This window comes from Paraburkholderia sp. SECH2 (assembly GCF_030464795.1).
GTDB classification, from domain to species: domain Bacteria; phylum Pseudomonadota; class Gammaproteobacteria; order Burkholderiales; family Burkholderiaceae; genus Paraburkholderia; species Paraburkholderia aspalathi.
The window spans coordinates 83,874-102,357 of record NZ_JALPRH010000029.1 but is presented as its reverse complement, the minus strand read 5'-3'; the positions used below and the strand labels follow the sequence as shown (position 1 = coordinate 102,357).

The 18,484-nt window shown below is 64.1% G+C and carries 13 protein-coding genes, 1 pseudogene and 2 riboswitches; of the genes and pseudogenes, 6 read left to right on the top strand and 8 right to left on the bottom strand.

The features are described from left to right. Nucleotides 1-142: 142 nt before the first annotated feature. Nucleotides 143-1,084, top strand: a complete 942-nt coding sequence (locus M0D66_RS32595) for a flagellar brake protein (RefSeq protein WP_211708560.1) — start codon at nucleotides 143-145, stop codon at nucleotides 1,082-1,084. A 47-nt stretch (nucleotides 1,085-1,131) separates the two neighbouring features. Here the strand turns inward: M0D66_RS32595 and M0D66_RS32590 are convergent, their stop codons facing one another. The 4 genes from M0D66_RS32590 to cobW form a co-directional block, all read right to left on the bottom strand. Beyond that, a complete protein-coding gene (locus tag M0D66_RS32590; RefSeq protein ID WP_244869922.1) occupies nucleotides 1,132-1,698 on the bottom strand; it encodes a VWA domain-containing protein in 567 nt (188 codons plus the stop codon). Between the two features lie 104 nt (nucleotides 1,699-1,802). Beyond that, nucleotides 1,803-2,867 (bottom strand): ATP-binding protein, encoded by a 1,065-nt coding sequence (locus M0D66_RS32585; protein ID WP_211708559.1) that lies wholly within the window; start codon nucleotides 2,865-2,867, stop codon nucleotides 1,803-1,805. Next, on the bottom strand, nucleotides 2,864-6,664 hold the full coding sequence (cobN, locus tag M0D66_RS32580; RefSeq protein ID WP_211708558.1) for a cobaltochelatase subunit CobN: 3,801 nt from the start codon (nucleotides 6,662-6,664) through the stop codon (nucleotides 2,864-2,866). The genes M0D66_RS32585 and cobN overlap by 4 nt, the downstream gene beginning before the upstream one ends. A gap of 6 nt (nucleotides 6,665-6,670) precedes the next feature. Then, nucleotides 6,671-7,771 carry a cobalamin biosynthesis protein CobW gene (cobW, locus tag M0D66_RS32575; RefSeq protein WP_280530055.1) on the bottom strand — a complete coding sequence of 367 codons (1,101 nt, stop codon included), beginning with the start codon at nucleotides 7,769-7,771 and terminating at the stop codon, nucleotides 6,671-6,673. Nucleotides 7,772-7,954: 183 nt separating this feature from the next. Beyond that, nucleotides 7,955-8,228: riboswitch (cobalamin riboswitch) on the bottom strand. 79 nt (nucleotides 8,229-8,307) lie between these two features. Then, a riboswitch (cobalamin riboswitch) is annotated at nucleotides 8,308-8,536 on the top strand. A 223-nt stretch (nucleotides 8,537-8,759) separates the two neighbouring features. Between cobW and cobA the strand changes: the two are divergent. The 5 genes and pseudogenes from cobA to bluB all read left to right on the top strand — a co-directional run. Beyond that, nucleotides 8,760-9,476 (top strand): annotated as a pseudogene (gene cobA / locus M0D66_RS38010) (uroporphyrinogen-III C-methyltransferase); the annotation flags it as partial. After that, on the top strand, nucleotides 9,453-10,010 hold the full coding sequence (locus tag M0D66_RS38005) for a cobalamin biosynthesis protein (protein WP_307857217.1): 558 nt from the start codon (nucleotides 9,453-9,455) through the stop codon (nucleotides 10,008-10,010). The pseudogene cobA and the gene M0D66_RS38005, both read left to right, overlap by 24 nt. Further along, nucleotides 10,007-10,609, top strand: coding sequence for a cob(I)yrinic acid a,c-diamide adenosyltransferase (gene cobO / locus M0D66_RS32565; RefSeq protein WP_093638791.1), 603 nt, complete (start codon nucleotides 10,007-10,009; stop codon nucleotides 10,607-10,609). Before M0D66_RS38005 ends, cobO begins: the two co-directional genes overlap by 4 nt. Before the next feature lie 3 nt (nucleotides 10,610-10,612). After that, the gene (locus tag M0D66_RS32560) at nucleotides 10,613-11,911 is read left to right on the top strand and encodes a cobyrinate a,c-diamide synthase (RefSeq protein WP_211708557.1); all 1,299 of its coding nucleotides are present in this window, start codon (nucleotides 10,613-10,615) and stop codon (nucleotides 11,909-11,911) included. Continuing rightward, nucleotides 11,895-12,554 (top strand): 5,6-dimethylbenzimidazole synthase, encoded by a 660-nt coding sequence (gene bluB / locus M0D66_RS32555; RefSeq protein WP_093638785.1) that lies wholly within the window; start codon nucleotides 11,895-11,897, stop codon nucleotides 12,552-12,554. The genes M0D66_RS32560 and bluB overlap by 17 nt, the downstream gene beginning before the upstream one ends. A gap of 23 nt (nucleotides 12,555-12,577) precedes the next feature. On the opposite strand, the gene M0D66_RS32550 is transcribed toward bluB, so the two are convergent. The 4 genes from M0D66_RS32550 to M0D66_RS32535 all read right to left on the bottom strand — a co-directional run bounded on the left by M0D66_RS32550 (nucleotide 12,578) and on the right by M0D66_RS32535 (nucleotide 17,983). Beyond that, complete coding sequence (locus tag M0D66_RS32550) at nucleotides 12,578-13,174, bottom strand: DUF4136 domain-containing protein (protein ID WP_244869920.1); 597 nt, start codon at nucleotides 13,172-13,174, stop codon at nucleotides 12,578-12,580. A gap of 34 nt (nucleotides 13,175-13,208) precedes the next feature. After that, nucleotides 13,209-15,731: a CHASE2 domain-containing protein gene (locus M0D66_RS32545; RefSeq protein ID WP_256458025.1), complete on the bottom strand. Its 2,523-nt coding sequence runs from the start codon at nucleotides 15,729-15,731 to the stop codon at nucleotides 13,209-13,211. A gap of 66 nt (nucleotides 15,732-15,797) precedes the next feature. Continuing rightward, nucleotides 15,798-17,183, bottom strand: a complete 1,386-nt coding sequence (locus M0D66_RS32540) for a FecR domain-containing protein (protein ID WP_211708562.1) — start codon at nucleotides 17,181-17,183, stop codon at nucleotides 15,798-15,800. A 62-nt stretch (nucleotides 17,184-17,245) separates the two neighbouring features. Further along, nucleotides 17,246-17,983: a response regulator transcription factor gene (locus M0D66_RS32535; RefSeq protein ID WP_093638774.1), complete on the bottom strand. Its 738-nt coding sequence runs from the start codon at nucleotides 17,981-17,983 to the stop codon at nucleotides 17,246-17,248. Nucleotides 17,984-18,484: the final 501 nt, after the last annotated feature.

Genomic DNA, 18,484 nt, shown 5'->3' with positions numbered 1-18,484 from the left:
TAAGTGCCGCCCCGCACAGGGGCAACGCTAATAGACCACTAACAATTCAAGGAAAACCACAAGCCCTAAGCAAACAACCCCTAAAGCTCCCAGCCACCACAGCCGTAAACAAGTAATCCCGCCACATATTTAGCCACCGACCATGGAAAACCAGACAGAAGCCCAAGCCGAAGCCGAAGCCCAAGCGACGGCCCCAACACCGTCACTGACTCTGGAAGCCGTACCGGTAGGCACCCCTCTCGACTGGCCGATCGCAGACTCCAACGGCACACTCCTCTTCGCCGCCGGCACCATCCTGGCGACCACGGACGAGCGCCAATTCCTCTTCGCCAACTTCCACCCGCACCGCGGCGACCTGCTGGAAAAGGCCCCACAACCAGAGCCCCAGGCTGATCAACCCACAACCGCCAACCTCACACTAAAAGACATGCACCTGACAATAGGTGCATTAGTCGGCGTGCGCTCCCAACTCGGCAGCGGCGCCCCGATGCATCCATGCCGCATCATCGGCTTCGCGCCCAACCATGCGCTCTTCGTCACGCCGCCGCTGCAAGACGGCCGCATCCTCCCGCTGCGCCTCGGTGAAAACATCGAGATCGTCGCCATAGCGAGCCATGCCGTGTTTCGTTTCGTCTGCACGGTCGAGTCCGTGTGCCGCGCCCCATTCGACTACGTGGTGCTATCAAAGCCTGGCGTGATCCGCCGCCTGCGCGAACGCAAGTCGATCCGCGTCCACGCGCACCTCCCGGTGCGCTTCGGCATCGGCGAAACCGGGGATTCATATGACGGTCTGGGCCTCGCCAAAAGCATCAGCGCACTCGGCATGTCGCTGGCCGCTTCATGGACGCTGGGTGCAGTCGGCGAACGACTGCGCATCGCCTTCAGCCTCAAATCGGCGGAAATGCACACGGAGATCGAAACCACCGCAGTCATCCGCAACCTGCAGAAAGGCAGTGCGCCGGGCGAGCCGTCGACTCACGGCCTCGAACTCGATCGACTCGACGCCGCGCAGCAGATGGCGATGAAAGTCTTCGTATTCGACCGCCAGGACGATGTGCAGTACTGGTCCAACGGTTTAAAATAAGCGCATGAAAAGGACGTGCAGCAGCACGTCGCCTGTGACGCTCAGACTCAGGCGATCAGCTCGTCCGGCGTAAACAGGGCCGCGCCCCATGCATCGGCAAGCGTCTGGCAACGGCCCAGCCGTATCGCCGTTCGCTCGAAGTCAACGAATACCACCTCGTCCGCATGGCGCGGCCGCACCGGCTGATCGCCACTGCGACCGTCAGTCAGGATCCACAGCCAGCGCTGCTGCGCGGGCTTGCGTCGGGCGCTGCGCTCCAGCACCTGCGCAGCCTGACGCACACCGGACGCTAACGGCGTCCCACCGCCCCCGCCCACCGGTCTTAGCCACCGCTCGTTCCACCAGCGCGGCACGGCCGGACCGAAACGCAGATCGGCGCCAGCCCCGCCAAAACACACCAGCGCCGCCTCGGCGCGAGCGGCGCTTGCGCGATCGAACAGCGCGATCAACAGACCCTTGGCGAGCGCGAGGCGTTGCCCGCCGAGCATGGAACCGGAGCAATCGAGCACGAAGCAATGCAGCACACCGCTCCGCGGTGCCTCTCGCGCGAAACGCAGATGCTCGGCCCGCAACGTGTCCTGACGCTTTGCGACGAACGTCGGCAGCCAAGCAATGCGCTTGCCCGGCGCGCCCTGTAAGCGGCTACGCGGACCTGCGCCGGCACCTTGCCGCCATCGAAAACCGCTGCGCGAGTCAGCGGCGGCGCCCTTCCGATGGCTCAGCGTTTTTTTGCGTTGAGCGGAATGACGCCTTTCACCTGCGCGACGCCAGCAGGTTGCGGTGGCAAGTAACCCCAATCGCCATCGCCGGCGGCAGCGCCTGGCGTTGCATCCAGCGAAGATGACGAGGACGCTGCATCCGCGTCGTCGGCAGGCTGCCGCGACGCTTCGCTCTCACGTGCGTCGCCACCTGCACGCGCCTCGCGATCGTGGCGCCGATGCATCAGCACCGACTCAGCGACCCGCTCGACATGCTCCGTCGTCACCGCATCCGCCTGCTCCAGCGCCGCCAATGCCCGCGCAGCGCGCAGCATCACGAGATCGGCACGCAGTCCATCGACCGCCGCATCGATGCACAGCGCACTGACATGCGTATGCACGGCGTCGTCGAAGTCGAGTTGCGGCAGCGCCTCACGCGCCGCGCGAATCCGCTGAACATAGGTTTCCTGTTGCTGCGTATATCCCGCGCGAAAACCCTGCGGATCGAAATCGAACGCCAGACGTGCCTTGACGATCTGCTGACGCACCTGCGGCTCAAAACAGTTCTGCAGCCCGACCATCAAACCAAAGCGATCGATCAGTTGCGGCCGCAACTCGCCTTCTTCCGGATTCATCGTGCCGATCAGCACGAAGCTCGCATCGTGGCTATGCGAGACGCCATCGCGTTCGATGGTATTCACACCACTGGCCGCTGCATCGAGTAACGCGTCGACAAGCGCGTCGGGCAGCAGATTCACTTCATCGACATACAGCACGCCGCGATGCGCTTTCGCGAGCAAGCCAGGCGAGAAACGCACCGAGCCGTCGCGCAGCACGGTTTCGATATCGAGCGTGCCGATCAAGCGGTCTTCACTTGCGCCGAGCGGCAAATTCACCAATTGCCCTTCGGGCAACAATTCAGCAAGCGCGCGCGCCGCGGTCGATTTCGCCGTGCCACGAGGCCCGCTCACCAGCACGCCGCCCAGACCCGGATCGATCGCAGCGAGCAGGAGCGCCTGCTGCAATGGCGTCTGGCCGATCAGCGCGGCAAAGGGAAAGGCGGGCCGTTGGGTCGCAGCGTTCATGTTTGCATTCCTTCAATCTGCTGCTCGCTCGCGAGCAGATGCTGTTCGACTTGCGCGCGATAGTCGCCGGGCGCCTGCCACAAACCGCGCTGCATCACTTCGAGCAGACGCTCGCAGATCGAATGCATGGCGTGCGGATTGTGTCGCTGCAAGAACTCGCGTGTGTCGGGGTCGTTCAGATAAGCATCGGTGACAAGCGCATATTGATGATCGGCGATCACCCGCGCGGTTGCATCGTAGCCGTAGAGATAATCGACCGTCGCCGCAATTTCAGCGGCGCCCTTATAGCCATGGCGTTTCACGCCATCGAGCCATTTCGGATTGACCACGCGCGAGCGGACCACCCGCGCGATCTCTTCGTGCAGCGTACGCACACGCGGCGCGGCCGGATTGCTGTGATCCGCGTGATAGATCTGCGGTTGAGTGCCAGCCAGGTGCCGTACCGCCGCGACCATGCCACCCTGGAACTGGTAGTAATCGTTCGAATCGAGCAGGTCGTGTTCGCGGTTGTCCTGGTTCTGCAGCACGACGTCCATCGCGGCGAGGCGTGTGCCGAACGCCTGGCGCGCTTCTTCGCCGGCGCTTTTCTGCGTGTAGGCGTAACCGCCCCACGCCTGATAGGCATTCGCGAGATCGGCGTCGGTTTGCCATTGCTGCGAGTCGATCATGTCCTGCAGACCCGCGCCATACGCGCCGGGCCGCGCGCTGAACACGCGCCAGCCGGCGCGCTTGCGCGCCTCGGCGGCATCCATGCCGTGTGCAATCAGGGCATCGCGTTCGCGCAGCACACGCGCGCGGATCGGGTTCAGGTCCTCGGGTTCGTCGAGTTCGGCCACGGCCTGCACGGCGGCGTCGAACAGATGCATCACGTTAGCGAAGGCATCGCGGAAAAATCCGGATACGCGCAACGTGACATCGATACGTGGCCGATCGAAGGCTTCGATCGGCATGATTTCGAAGTCAGTCACGCGATGACTGCCCGGCGCCCACTTCGGCCGCACGCCGAGTAAAGCAAGTGCCTGGGCGATATCGTCGCCACCGGTGCGCATGGTCGCGGTGCCCCATACCGAGAGGCCGATCGCGCGCGGATAATCGCCCTTCTCCTGCAAATGCCGTTCGATCAACTGCTGCGCGGATTTCAAACCGAGCGACCATGCCGCTTGCGTCGGCACTGCGCGCGTATCGACCGAATAGAAGTTGCGGCCGGTAGGCAGCACGTCAGGCCGTCCGCGCGACGGCGAACCGCTCGGCCCCGGCGGCACGAAACGCCCCTCAAGGCCGCGCTTCAGATGCAGCATTTCCTGCGAACCGCAGGCGTCGAGCCGGGGCAATACGTCGTTGCGCAGGCGTTCGATCACACGTTCGGCTTGCGGCAAAGTCCCGCTTGCGGGCGCCGTCCCGGACGTTTCATCGCCGCACACTTCACGCAACATCTCAGCCGCCAGCAGTTCCAGACGCTCGCGTGTATCGCCACAATGCCGCCAGGGCGCATCGCTCACCCGCTGCAATACCTCGGGACGTGGACCGTCCCACGCCGCAGCCCAATCCACCGACAACGGATCGAATAGATGGTCCATCAGCAGGTCACGCGCCAACGCGTCGATCAAACCAGCCTTGCCGCCCTGGCCATCGCCGACCGGGAAACGCCCCAGCGCCAGCAACGTATCGCGCCGCTGCACACCTTCAGGCGACTGCCCGAACGTATGCAAGCCGTCGCGAATCTGCGCCTCCTTCAACTCGCACAGCCACGCATCGACGCGCGTCAGCAGCGCATCTTCATCGTCCAGACCGTTCGGCTCCGCGAGACTCAACTCGTCATGCAGCTTGTGCTCGACGATGGTCGCGAGAATCGTGCGCCTCAACAGTTTCGAACGGCGCGGGTCGACCATCAGTGCTTCATAGTATTCGTCGACCTGGCGCTCGAGGTCCTGCAACGGCCCGTAACTTTCGGCGCGCGTAAGCGGCGGCATCAGATGATCGATGATGACGGCCTGCGCGCGACGCTTCGCCTGACTGCCCTCGCCCGGATCGTTGACGATGAACGGATACAGATGCGGTATCGGACCGAGAATTAGATCGGGCCAGCAGGCATAACTCAGCGCGACGCTCTTGCCCGGCAGCCATTCGAGATTGCCGTGCTTACCGACATGCACGACCGCATCGATGCCGAACTGATGACGCAGCCAGAAATAGAAGGCAAGGTAGGCGTGCGGCGGCACGAGTTCGGCGTCGTGATAGCTCGCGTAATCGCCCTGCTCGCGTGAACGCGACGGCTGAATCCCAACGAACACCTGCCCACAACGCCAGCCCGCGATCATGAAACGGCCGCGCCGCAACGTTGGATCCTGCTCGGGCGAGCCCCAACGCGCGTTCAGCGCATTGCGAGCTTCCGCCGGCAACGCGTTGAAGTACACAAGATAGTCGTCGAGCGCGAGGCTTTGCAACGCAGGCCGCAAATCACGCACGACCGGATCGTTGGTCACGCCTTCGGTCAGCTTCTTCAACAGTGCGTCGCCGTCGGTGGGCAGCTCAGCCACGCGATATCCCTCATCACGCAACATTGACAGAAGTCCGACCACCGAGGCCGGCGTATCGAGCCCCACGCCATTGCCGATGCGCCCTTCGCTCATCGGATAGTTGGCAAGGATCAGCGCGAGTTTCTTGTCCGCGTTATCGAGCGTGCGCAGGCGGCACCAGCGGCGGCTCAGTTCGGCCAGAAAGCCGACGCGTTCGAGGTCCGGTTGGTAGCGGACCACATCGACTTCGGTATGCGGACAACGATAGGCGAGCCCCTTGAAGCTGATCGCCCGCGTGATGATGCGGCCGTCCACTTCCGGCAGCGCGATATGCATGGCGATATCGCGCGAGTTGAGCCCCTGATTGTCCTTGACCCAATCTTCACGATTACCGCCGCTAAGGATCACCTGGAGCACCGGCGCGTCACCGGCGAGCGCGAGCGGCTCGGGGTCGTCGATAGCAGACGCGGCGAATGCGGTTGTATTCAGCACCAGCGCGACATCATGTTGCGCGCACAACTGCTGTACGACGTCGCGGCTCATCGCGTCTTTAAGCGAAGTAATTGCGATCGGTAACGGATTCAGGCCTTGTGCTTCGAGCGCATCGATCAGGGCGTCGAACACCGCTGTGTTGGCCGCCTGCAGATGCGCCTTGTAGAACAGAATCGCGGCAACCGGTGCACCCTCCCGCCAGCGCGCCTGCCAGTCGGCAATGGTCGGCGTGTCCCGTTCGGGATGGTAGAGCGTCGCGGCAGGCAACGCGCGCGGCAGCGCGGGCTCGCGCCCCCAGCCAAGCGAGCGGTACGCGATAAAACGCAGGAAGGCCTCGGCATTCTGCGGGCCGCCTTCACGCAGATAGCGCCATAGCTGATGACACAGTTCGGCGTCGGCGGTGCTGCGCGCCAGCAGATTCGGGTCTTCCTGCAGATCGCCGGAGAACATCGCGAGCGTCTGCTGCTTGCGCTCGGCGAGAGCGACCACCTGCTCGATGCCGTACGGCCAGTACGCCTCGCCGCCGAGATGATCGACCACCACGACACGCGCATGCTGCAACACGTCTTCGACATAGAAATCGACCGAAGCCGGTTGCCGTAAATACGTGACGTTCGCAAGCCGCACGCTCGGAAAACCCTCGCCCAGACGCGGAAACACGCTCGCGAGCAATGACAGCGTGGTATCCGCGGAACTGAGCACCACGATATCGGCGGGCTGCTGATCGATCCGGATCACGCCCTGTGTATCGTCGACAAAACCGCCCGGCGTGGTGCGCAGCAGATGCATGACCGGTTACGCCTGTTGCGGCTGAGCGTTCGCCACGGCGCCCAAGGCGGCGTCGAATGCCTGTTGCAACGCGGCCTGGTCGAGGTCTTCGCCGATCAGCACAAAGCGGCTTTGTTGCTCGGCGCCCGTTTCACCCGCTTGCCAGCGCCGGTCGAAGTAACTATCGAATCGGCGGCCCACGCCCTGTATCACCAGACGCATCGCCGCACCCGGCAGCGCCGCGAAACCTTTGACGCGGTAAATCGTGTTGGTTTCGACGAGCCCTTGCAACGCGGCGATCACAGCTTCGCGCGACGAAACATTCGCGTGCACCACCACCGAATCGAACTCGTCGTGATGGTGATCGGCGTCTTCGGCCGAACCGTGATGGTCGTGGCGTAGATGGATTGTCTCTTCCGAGGCCGCTTCGAGACCCAGCAACGTATGCAGGTCGAGTTGCCCCATCTGCGCGCGCACGATCTTCACTTGCGGTGGAATTTCTTCGCGGATGATGGCTTCGACAGAAGCTTGATGCGCTTCGTCGAGCAGATCCGTTTTGTTCAGAATCACCAGATCAGCGGCCGACAATTGATCTTCGAACAATTCGTGCAGCGGCGATTCGTGATCGAGATTCGGATCGGCCTTGCGTTGCGCATCGACGGCGACCGGGTTGTCGGCGAACTGGCCGCTCGACGCGGCCGGGCCGTCTACCACGGTGACGACCGCGTCGACGGTAAAGCTATTCTTGATCTGCGGCCAGTTGAACGCCTGCACCAGCGGCTTCGGCAACGCGAGACCTGACGTTTCGATCAGCACGTGATCGATCTGCTCGCGGCGCTCCACCAGCTTTTCCATCACCGGGAAAAACTCCTCTTGCACGGTGCAGCACAGGCAGCCGTTCGCGAGTTCATACAGTTGCCCTTCGGCCTCAACGCCGTTCTCATCACAACCGATGCCGCAACCCTTGAGGATTTCCCCGTCGATGCCGAGTTCGCCGAACTCGTTGACGATCACCGCGATGCGCTTGCCGCCCGCATGCTGAAGAATGTGCCGCAGCAGCGTGGTCTTGCCGCTGCCGAGAAAGCCCGTGACGATGGTGACGGGGATCTTGCGCATTTGAGTTTGCATCGTGAGGTCCATCCGTAGGAGTTGCTCGTGCACGCCGAGGCATCGTGTATAGGCCGGGCAAACGGGGCACATACCCCAAACCACGACATTAACAAAACACGGGGACGAACAACGGCGTTGCCGAGGCAACCAAAAACTGGAAACGAGAATGAGGTCATGAACGCGCCACCGCATCCCCGCGATGGTCGTTCTTCGTAGTCTGGCCGGTATCCGGGCTGGCGAAAGCGCCGCTTCCCCTTCCCGGACGAGTGGTTTCTCGCCCAGTGGTTATATGCCGACGCGGCCTTGCGCGTGGACATCGAAGCCGGCTCCGCGGCGCTCAAGAACGCACCGCTTTTCGCTTACCGTTGCGGGGGCAGCACAGGTTGACCCGGTCCATTGCAGGTGGGCACCCTGTTTCCCGTTTAACTGCATGCGCACGAGCGCGCACACGAGCACCAAAGTGCGTGCGAGTTTAGGCCGAGCGCCCCCTGCCGTCAAGGAAACGCGGGCTTCGGCAAGGCCTTTCCACAGTGCCGGCGCGGCCTGCCGTGTGCTATCGTATGCGCGCGTTTGGTGCCCGCATATGCGATCGCATGTGCAGTTAAACGGGAAACAGGCCGCGCTCGCTGCGCTCAACCTGTGCTGTCCCCGCAACGGTAAGCGACCTGCGGTGCTTTCGCATCGCGCATGCGTTTTTGATGCCACTGTCCGACGAATCCGGACGGGAAGGCAAAACGCATGAGGCCGCCAGCCCGGATACCGGCCAGACGCGGAGGCAGCGAACGTCACGCTGCCGGCCGCCGGAATCCGCGAGGGACGGATGTGAAGGCGCTGAAGCACGACGTGGCGCGGCCGTTGGCGTTTTCCTGTGGGAAACGCGGCGAGCGGCGTTTTTCGTTGCGCGTAATCTGTTGCACCGCATGACCTCAATTTCTGCCGCCTCCGGCATCTTCGCGCCTCGCCCGCTCCCGCTTGTCACGACATGGCGTGCGCCATGCACGCCGCGATGAGCCGCGCCTGGCTGATCGGCGCCGGCCCCGGCGACGTCGAACTGATGACGCTCAAAGCGACGCGCGCGTTGGCGCAAGCCGATGTGGTGCTGGTCGACGATCTGGTGAATCCTGAGGTACTGCAGTTTGCGCGCGCCGACGCACTGGTCGTGTATGTCGGCAAACGCGGCGGCCATCCGTCGACGCCGCAGGCCGGCATCGTCGCGCAAATGCTCGAGCATTTGCGGGCGGGACGCAGCGTCGCCCGTTTGAAAGGCGGCGATCCGTTCGTATTCGGCCGTGGCGGCGAAGAACAAGAAGCGCTCCATGCCGCAGGCATTAGCGTCGACGTGATCAACGGCATCACCGCCGGGATTGCGGCGCCCGCGGCAATCGGCATTCCTGTGACGCATCGCGATCACGCGCAAGGCGTGGTGTTCGTCACCGGACACGGCGCCGGCAGCGGCGAGCCGGACTGGGCCGCGCTCGTCGCTACGCGAATGACGCTGGTGATTTACATGGGCATGCGGCGACTGAACGAAATCGTCGACACATTGCTCGCAGCCGGGATGAGCGCCGATACGCCGTGCGCCGCGATCGAATCGGCCACGCGCCCCGAGCAACGGCATGCGCTCGCGCGGCTCGGCGAGTTCGCCGATACGGTCTCGCGCGCCGGGCTCGGGTCGCCGGCGATCGTGGTGATCGGCGGTGTGGCGTCGCTGGCTTTGGCGCGGGATGCGGTGAAAGTCGGCAGCGAATCCCAGCGCCACGCAAGGAAAACGCTAACCGTCGGCATCGGTTGTCGTTTGCACAGCTCCGCCGAGGAAATCGAAACGGCTGTGCGCGCCACGCTCGGCTCGCATTCATTCGACGAAATCAGCGCGATCGCCTCGGTTGACGTCAAAGCCCACGAAACCGGCCTGCTCGAATTTTGCGCACGTCATGCGCTGCCGTTGAAGCTGTTCAGCCGTGAGCAGATTGCGGCGATCTCCGTGGAGGATCCGTCGGCGGCCGCACGCGAGCACCTCGGCATAGACGGCGTCTGCGAGCCGTGCGCCTTGCTCGCTGCGGCGACCGAATCTGATGCGGCCCATGCCTCAATTAGCTCAATGACCCCAGTTGCCTCGTTTGCAGCCGATACCGCCAACGCACGGCTACTCGTGCGCAAAACCGTACATGCCGGCATCACCGTCGCGATAGCATCGACCACCGCCCGCCTCGCCTGCGAACACGCAAACAACGACACTCAAGAACAGGACCTTCCATGAAGACCGATCCCGAATCGCATCAACGCATGACCGAACGCCGGCGCGAGGGCCACGAGAAAAAGCAGGCCAGCGCCACCGTCGAAAAAGGTCTGCTGATCGTCAATACCGGCACCGGCAAAGGCAAAACCACCGCAGCGTTCGGCATGGCCGTGCGCGTGCTTGGGCATGGCATGCGCCTCGGCGTCGTGCAGTTCATCAAGGGCGCGCTGCATACGTCGGAACGCGACTTTCTCGGCGCGATCGCCAATTGCGACTTCGTCACGATGGGCGACGGCTATACCTGGAACACGCAGAATCGCGACGCCGACATCGCCACCGCGCGCAAAGGGTGGAACGAAGCACGCCGCATGATCGAAAGCGGCGACTATCAGATGGTGATCCTCGACGAACTGAACACCGTGCTGAAGTACGAATACCTGCCGCTCGACGAAGTGCTGTCGGTACTGACCGGGCGCGCGGAGATGCTGCACGTGGTGGTGACCGGCCGTCACGCGCCGGACGCGCTGATCGAAGCCGCCGACCTCGTCACCGAAATGCGCATCGTCAAACACCCGTATCGCGAGCAAGGCGTGAAAGCGCAGCGCGGCGTGGAGTTCTGAGCGATGTCCGCTTGCCCCGCCCTGTTCATTAGCGCTCCCGCGTCGGGCCAAGGCAAGACCACGATTACCGCGGGTCTCGCGCGCTACCATCGGCGGCTGGGGCGACGCGTGCGCGTATTCAAAACCGGCCCCGACTTTCTCGACCCGATGATCCTCGCGCGTGCCAGCGGCACGCCGGTCCTGTCGCTCGATCTGTGGATGGTGGGCGAAACCGCCTGTCGCAACCTGCTCGCGCAGGCGGCGGCCGAAGCGGATCTGATCCTGATCGAAGGCGTGATGGGTCTGTTCGACGGCACACCGAGCAGCGCGGATCTGGCAACCACATTCGGCGTGCCGGTGCTCGCGGTGATTTCGGCGAAAGCGATGGCGCAGACCTTCGGCGCGGTCGCTTTCGGCCTTGCGCAATTCAAGCCGGAGGTACCGTTTTACGGCGTGCTCGCCAATCGCGTCGGCTCGCCAAGGCACGCGCAGATGCTCGAAGAGGCTTTGCCGCCAGACCTGCGCTGGTGCGGACACATCAGCGGCAACGACGAAATCGAACTGCCCGATCGCCATCTCGGCCTGCATCAGGCGGCGGAAATCGACGATCTGGACGCGCGTCTGGATCGTGCCGCCGATGCGCTCGCGCAAACCGCGCTGGCCGAATTGCCGCCGCCGGTCGAATTCGGCACGCCGATAGAAGAAGCGCCGCCGCGTCTTCTGGAAGGCAAGCGCATCGCCATTGCGCGCGATGCCGCGTTCTCGTTCATCTATCCGGCCAACGTCACGCTGCTGGAGACACTCGGCGCGCGCATCGACTACTTCTCACCGCTCGCCGACGAAGCGTTGCCGGAGCACGCCGACGCCCTGTACCTGCCAGGCGGCTATCCCGAACTGCATGCTGAATTGCTCGCTGGCAACACACGCAGTGCCGCAACGATCCGCGCACACGCTGCAGCAGGCAAACCGGTCGTTGCCGAATGCGGCGGTATGCTCTACCTGCTCGATGAGCTGACCGACACGGGCGGCACCACAACGCCGATGCTAGGCCTCCTGCCCGGCCATGCAACAATGCAAAAGCGCTTCACCGCGCTCGGCATGCAACAGATCGACAGTCTGCACGGTTCAATGACCGGCCACACGTTTCACTACTCGAAGCTGACGACGCCGCTCACGCCGCTGCGTACAGCCACCCGGCCAAATCTCGATGCCCCCGGCGAGGCCGTGTTCCGCGCAGGCTCGATCGTGGCAACCTATATGCATGCTTATTGGCCCTCCAACCCGGCCTTCACGGCCGCCCTGTTCCATGGCGAAGCCTTTTAACGATTCCGAGCGCGAAGCCGTCTACCGCGCGATTTACGAGCGGCGCGACATGCGCCATTTCGTGCGCGACCCGGTTGAGCCTGCCGTATTGCAACGTCTGCTCGATGCAGCGCATCACGCACCGAGCGTCGGCTTCATGCAGCCGTGGCGCATCGCGCGCATTACCGACGCGGCCTTGCGCAGCGCGCTGCACGCAACCGTCGAAAGCGAACGCCTCGCCACTGCCGATGCACTCGGCAAGCGTCGCGAAGAGTTCATGAAGCTGAAAGTGGAAGGCATGCTGGAATGCGGCGAACTGCTGGTGATGGCGCTGATGGACGGCCGCGAGCGTCACATCTTCGGACGCCGCACCTTGCCGGAAATGGATCTGGCTTCCGTAGCGTGCGCGATCCAGAACATGTGGCTGGCCGCGCGCGCGGAAGGTCTGGGAATGGGCTGGGTGTCGCTATTCGACGTCGACACGGTGCGCACGCTGCTACATATGCCCGAGGGCGCACGGCCGGTGGCGATTCTGTGTCTCGGCCACGTCGATCAGTTCTACAGCGAGCCGATGCTGGAAACCGAGCGTTGGGCGAGCCGCATGCCGCTTGCCGAGTGCGTTTTCGAAAATCGCTGGCCGGAAGACGACAAAGCGCCGGAGTAAATGCGGGCGCAGAAGTCTGACTGCTATGGCTGGAGAGGCTTGAGCGAAACCACAGCCGGCACGCCGCCCGCCTGATCGGCCCGCAGTTTCACGCGCCAGTCCGGCGGCGCATCGAACGGAAATTTTGCCAGCGCGCTTTTCACGAGCACCGGCATCGCATGCAACGGGTCGGGATCTCGATCGCTGCTGGCCGCACTCACCTTGTAGACTTCCTGTCCGCTCGACTGCTCGAAGAACCGCAGCGTCAGCGCGTGCTGATAAGCGCGTCCGCCGAATAGCGAAAACGGCGGTTCGGGCGAGCGTTCGCACGCACCGGGCGCGCAGTCAGTCGCGCCCACGCCGATCGCGGCCGGCCGCGTGTCATACGCAATCGACAGTAAATAGTGCGCAGACTTGGCCGCCGAATCGGTGAAGCCGTTCTTCGCCAGCTCATCGCGCAGCATGGTTTCAAATTGCGGATGATCCGCACTGGAATCCTGCGACGGCATGCGCGCAATCGTATAGGTGCGCTCGCCCTGCAGCACGGCCGAAGGATTCGCCGTGTGCACGTCGGCGTTCAAACCCGCGCATCCGGTCAGACTCGCCGCGGCGAGCGCGGCACAGATCAATATCGCTTTCACCGGCTTCTCGCTTCGATAAGATGAGTGTTCATAGTCATAAGCGTGGCGTTGTGGACACGTCGGCTTGCGCTTCGTCGAGTGCCGGCAGGGAAATCGTAAATGCAGTCCCCTTGCCTGGCGCGCTGACCACCTCGACATCGCCGCCATGGCGCGTCACGACCGTCTTGACGAATGCCATACCCAATCCGGCGCCGCCCACTTCCGGCCGCTCCGTCTCGTGAAAGCGCCGGAAGCGCTCGAACAGGCCCGCCTGCTGCTCCTCGGGAATCCCATAGCCTTCGTCGCGAATCGTGCACGATACACGTTTTGCCGCAGCGGGCGCGGCCATTTGCGCAAGGCCGCGTGGAGCGCTGGGACCGCCGAGGCTCTTCAGGCTGCACGTGATCTGCGTATCCGGCGGACTGTACTTGACCGCATTGTTCAGAATGTTGACGAGCGCGCGCGTCATCAGCGACCGGTCGGCGCAGATCCAGTGGCCGTCGTCGGCATCGGTTCCGTCGGCCGTATCGGTTTGCAGCGTGATGCGCTTGGCGTGGGCCTGTGGCCAGACTTCGTCGCTGGCGTCGATCAATAGCTCGGTCATGCTCACCGGTTCGAGCACATAGGTTTGCGATTCGGCGCGCGCGAGTTGCACGAAATCGTCGGCGAGCGTCAGCGCGCGTTGCGCATAACGCTCGATGCGTTCCAGCAGGCCACGCGCGAGCACCGGCTCGCTGCGCGCCCGCTCGATCTCCACCAGCGCAAGAATCGAAGCCTGTGGCGAACGCATATCGTGCGACAGCAGCCGCAACGCGTCTTCGCGTTGACGCTCGGCGGCGTGCAAGGCCGATACGTCGACGAGGCCCGCGATCCAGCCCGTTGTCTCACCTTGTTCGTTCGTGCAATTCGCATAGCGCAGCAGATGGTCGCGCTCGTCGGCGTCGCGCACCTCGACGCCTTGCGCCATCAGCTCGGCGAACTCGCTGCGCGCGGGATCGAGCAGCGCCGGCCACTGAGCATGGGCGAGGAGATTGTTTTCGGCGTCCGACGCTGCGCCACTGTCGATGGTCTTGACCAGCGTCAGTCCGCCCAACACCGCCCGCATCGGCCGGCCTTCCGGCAGCGGCGCGCCAAGCCGCGCGAAATGCGCCTTGGCGGCATGGTTCGCAATCAGCACGATGCCTTCCACGTCGCTCACGAGGATCGGCTCGGGCATGCTGTCGAGGCTGTCCCATACGAAACGCTTCATGTCCTGCACGCGCTGCGCAGCCTGCGCCATCAGCGCCATATGCTGCTCCAGCACGTCGCCGCCGAACTCGCGGCGGCGCTGTGGCGTTTCCGGCAGGAGGTGCGGTTCGTCGGCGAGGCGCTGCAGCTCTTCGCGCAGATAAGCCATCGTCATTTCGAGGCGCCGCCAGTTCCAGATCGGATACACCACGATCAATCCGGCGATCGCCGGCACCGGCGACATCCACAGCCGCGCGCCGTACAGCAGCGCCGCGCTGCCGACGGTGGCAAGCGCGCCCAACGCGACGGTCAGCAGCAACGACCGTCGCGGCGAAAGCACCAGAAAGCCTGCGAGCAGCGCGGCGAGCGGCACCAGCGACACCACGAACAGCACCCACGGCCTGGCGGGTTCGAGCTCGCGACCGGTCAGCAGCGTATCGAGCACGTTCGCGTGGATATAGACACCGGGCAGCGGCCCCAGCTCACCCGACACCGGTGTGGCAAAACGGTCGTACAAGCCGGACGCGGTCACGCCGATCAGCACGATGCGTCCGCGCAGCTTGTCCGCGGCGACGTTGCCGGCGAGCACATCGGCGAAACTCAGCTTCGCGTAGCTCTGCGCGTTCGGACCGAAAGGAATCAGGAAGCGGCCCTCGCCTTCGTCATGGTCATCTGATTGGGCCGCCGCCTCGCCGGAAGACGGCCGGGGCGGCCGCTCGTTCAATTGCAGAGCGCCACGCTCGACGGCCTGTGCGACCGGCACCATCAATTGCGGCCAGCGCGAATTTGCGTCGCCCTCGAACCGCGCGACGCTGCGCACAATGCCGTCGCTATCGACTTCAAGGTTGATATGCCCAAGCCCCGCTGCCGCATGCGCGAGCGGCGCCACCGGCTCGACCGCGACGCGCTGACCGGCGCTGTCCGGCGGCGTCAACAGCATCGGCAGATAGGTGGGACTCAGGGCGACCGCGCGCGCGAGCTCGGCGTCTTCAGCATTGGCTTCTGTAAACAGCACGTCGTAGATCACCGCGGCGGGCTTCGCCTTCGCAATCTGTTCGAGCAGCCTCGCGTGGACGCTGCGCGGCCATGGCCAGCGGCCAAGCTGCGCAATGCTGGCGTTGTCGATTTCGAGCACTACGATATCGCGCAGCAACGGTTGCGCGCGCAGACTCAGAAAGCGGTCGTAGACCAGATGATCGACGCCGGCGGTCAGCCGGCCGAGCGAACTGAGCAGAATCACCACAATGCCCAGGCAGCCGATCGCCACCCACTCGAGCAGGAAGCGGCGGCCGGCGCGCCGTCCGAGACGGGCGCGCGGGTCGAGGCTCAGGCGCGTGTGTGTGGTCGGCAAGGCGTGGCGTGGTTGAGAGCTAAGGAACGGGTCGGTTGTCGACCCGGCCCCGTGAATCTACCAGCGTCAGCGTGCAAGCGTAAACGAGCGGACCGCGCTGCTCTTCTCGTAGAAGCGGCCGTTTTCGAACTGCTCGGCGACGATCGTCCAGTAGTAGACGCCGCCCGGCAGATCGCTCACCACGATCTGGCCGCCCGTCAGATCGGTCTTGTCGACAAGCGGGTGACGCAGGTCGGCAGTCGTGGCCAGCACAAAGCGAAAACGCGTCTCGACCGTGGAGCGGCTGACGAACCAGCGGAACTCGTAATCGCGACTGCCGGCGCGTGGGCCCGCCGACGCATTCAGACCCAGTTGGCGCCGCTCGAAACCGTAAACCTGCGGCAGGCCTTCGAGGCCGTTCGAGTCGACCGCGGCAATGCGCACGAAATATGTACCGTCGGCCAGATCGCCGAAGTCGGCATGCGGCGCGTTCACGCGCAGATCGCGGATCAGGTCGAGCTGATCGGCATCGCGCGCAATCTGGACGCGATAGGCCACGGCGCGCTCAGCGGGGACGAGGTCGAACGCGACGGTTTTGCTGTCCTGCACTTTGGCCGGGTCGGTAAGCGACGGCGCGGCCAGCAATTCCACCGGACCGCCGATCGCGCCGCCGGCCCGCGTGACACTGCCAAAGCGCGCCTTGACGAGTTGCGCCGACGCCTGCAGCGGTACGCCGGGTGGAGGCGCGGCGATCCGGCCATTGACGGCCGCCGGGTCGACGCCGACCGCTCCGTCCAGCACTTCCACCGCCGTCGTTTGGGCGTCGCCGTCGTAGGCGACCTTGAAGCGCGTGCCGCGCACGCCCGCTACAACCGATGGCGAGCGGATCTGGAAGCGGTCGTCCTTTTTGGTGGCATGCGTGACCTGGCTTTCGACTTCGCCATGCCGCAGATCGAGTACGCGATCGCCCGAGCCAGTCAACACGGTACGCCGCAGCGTGCCGATATCGAGCACACCGTCCTGCGACACCGTGATGTGCGAGCCGTCCGGCAACTCCAGCGTGACAAAGCCGTTATGGCCGGTGCGAATGCGGTCGCCCTCGCCGAGCGTCGTGCCCGCAGTGAGCGGCGTAAAAGGATTCTTGCCGAAAGCGTGCTCCACCGGACCGCTCGTCGCGATCACGCGCGCCGACTCGGGGTCCTGTTTGAGCCTGTCGGCCGGCAGACGCAGCGTGATCCCGGCCGGCATGCGGCGTGGCGCGGGCACATGATTCAGACGGCTCAACATGGCCCAATCGCCGGAGTCGCGCAGATAGCGGCCGGCGATTTCGTACAACGTGTCGCCATCGTGAGTCACGTAGGACACATAGACGGGCGCGGTCGTTTTGCTTCGTGGCTTCGGCGCGCGCGACGATTGCGCATCCGCCGACACCGGCGCGAAGCACGTCATTGCAATCAGACCGGCGGCCAGCATCGCGCCGGCGCGCCAGCCCGCTGAACCTGCACGGCCGGACACTACCCCATCGAAAGCAACCGTCACGCATCCCCCGCTTCGGGGCGTTCTTCGGTCGCCGCGGGCGGCGAGCCGGATTCGATCCGTTCGAGCCGGTACCCATAGCCGTAGATCGGCGTCAGACGATAGCCATGCTCCGGGCGCAAGCCGAGCTTGCTGCGCAGCATCGACACGTGCGTGTCCATCGTGCGCGACGGAATGTCCGTCGCCTGCTTCCAGATCACATCGAGAATGTGCGCGCGCGAGAGCGGCCGGCTCAGATGCTGGAACAACAGCAGCGCGAGCTCGAACTCCTTCTGCGTCACGGCGACGGTCGCGCCGCGCACCACTACGTGCTTCGCGCCCAGATCGAATTCGAATTCGCCGAAAACTTCTTTCGCCGCAGCCGGCTTCAGGTGATACGCCCGGCGCAGCAAGGAGCCGACGCGCGCCAGCAGGACCGCCGCAGAGACCGGCTTGACGACGTAATCGTCCGCGCCGGTGTTGAGGATCGAGGTGATATCAGTTTCGCGGCCGCGGCTTGTCATGAACAGGACCGGCAAGCGCTCGGAGAGGCTTTCGCGCACCCAGCGCAGCACCTCTTCGCCCGACATGTCGGGCACGTTCCAGTCGAGCACGAGCAGGTCGAAGGTCTGGCGCCGCAGTTGCCGTACCAGTTCACGGCCCGCGCCGAAAGCATGACAGACGTGGCCGGCCGCCGACAGCGTTTGGCAAACTAGATCGGCTTGAGCCGAATCGTCATCCAGGACTGCAATTCTCATAAAACCCCGCAACGCGACATCGTCCTTCGTAACTGTTGGCCGGTGAGCCGGCAGATGGCCGGGATGGCGGTGCGAACACCGACGATCCAGCTTCCTGTTTTCATCTTCGGCTGCACTCTTTTTCGATTAACGGTCCTTTGCCTCGCGCCCTGTTCAGCTCTGCCGCCCACTGTCTCGAAATTAGCGCGCATTTTTTGGCTTTAACGCGCTGATTACCGAAGGGGCAGATCATCATAATCGAAAACGGCCGTTCTTTTTCCCGGATGCACTTATGCGCTTATGCAGCTATCCGGCCCGGCTCGGCCACTGCGGGCCGCTCTATGGGATTTTCCCCGACGTCTCTCAGGTTCTGCCTGTTATTGAAATCGACCTCGATGGGTCGTTATTCGAGTCAGTTGGTCTCGCTCGCACGGTGATTGGCCCCGTCTGCCTTTTGTCCTATCGGGCTGTGCCCCCGGCGTTCAGGAAACAGCGATTTGACAATTTGCGAGTCAGTATAGG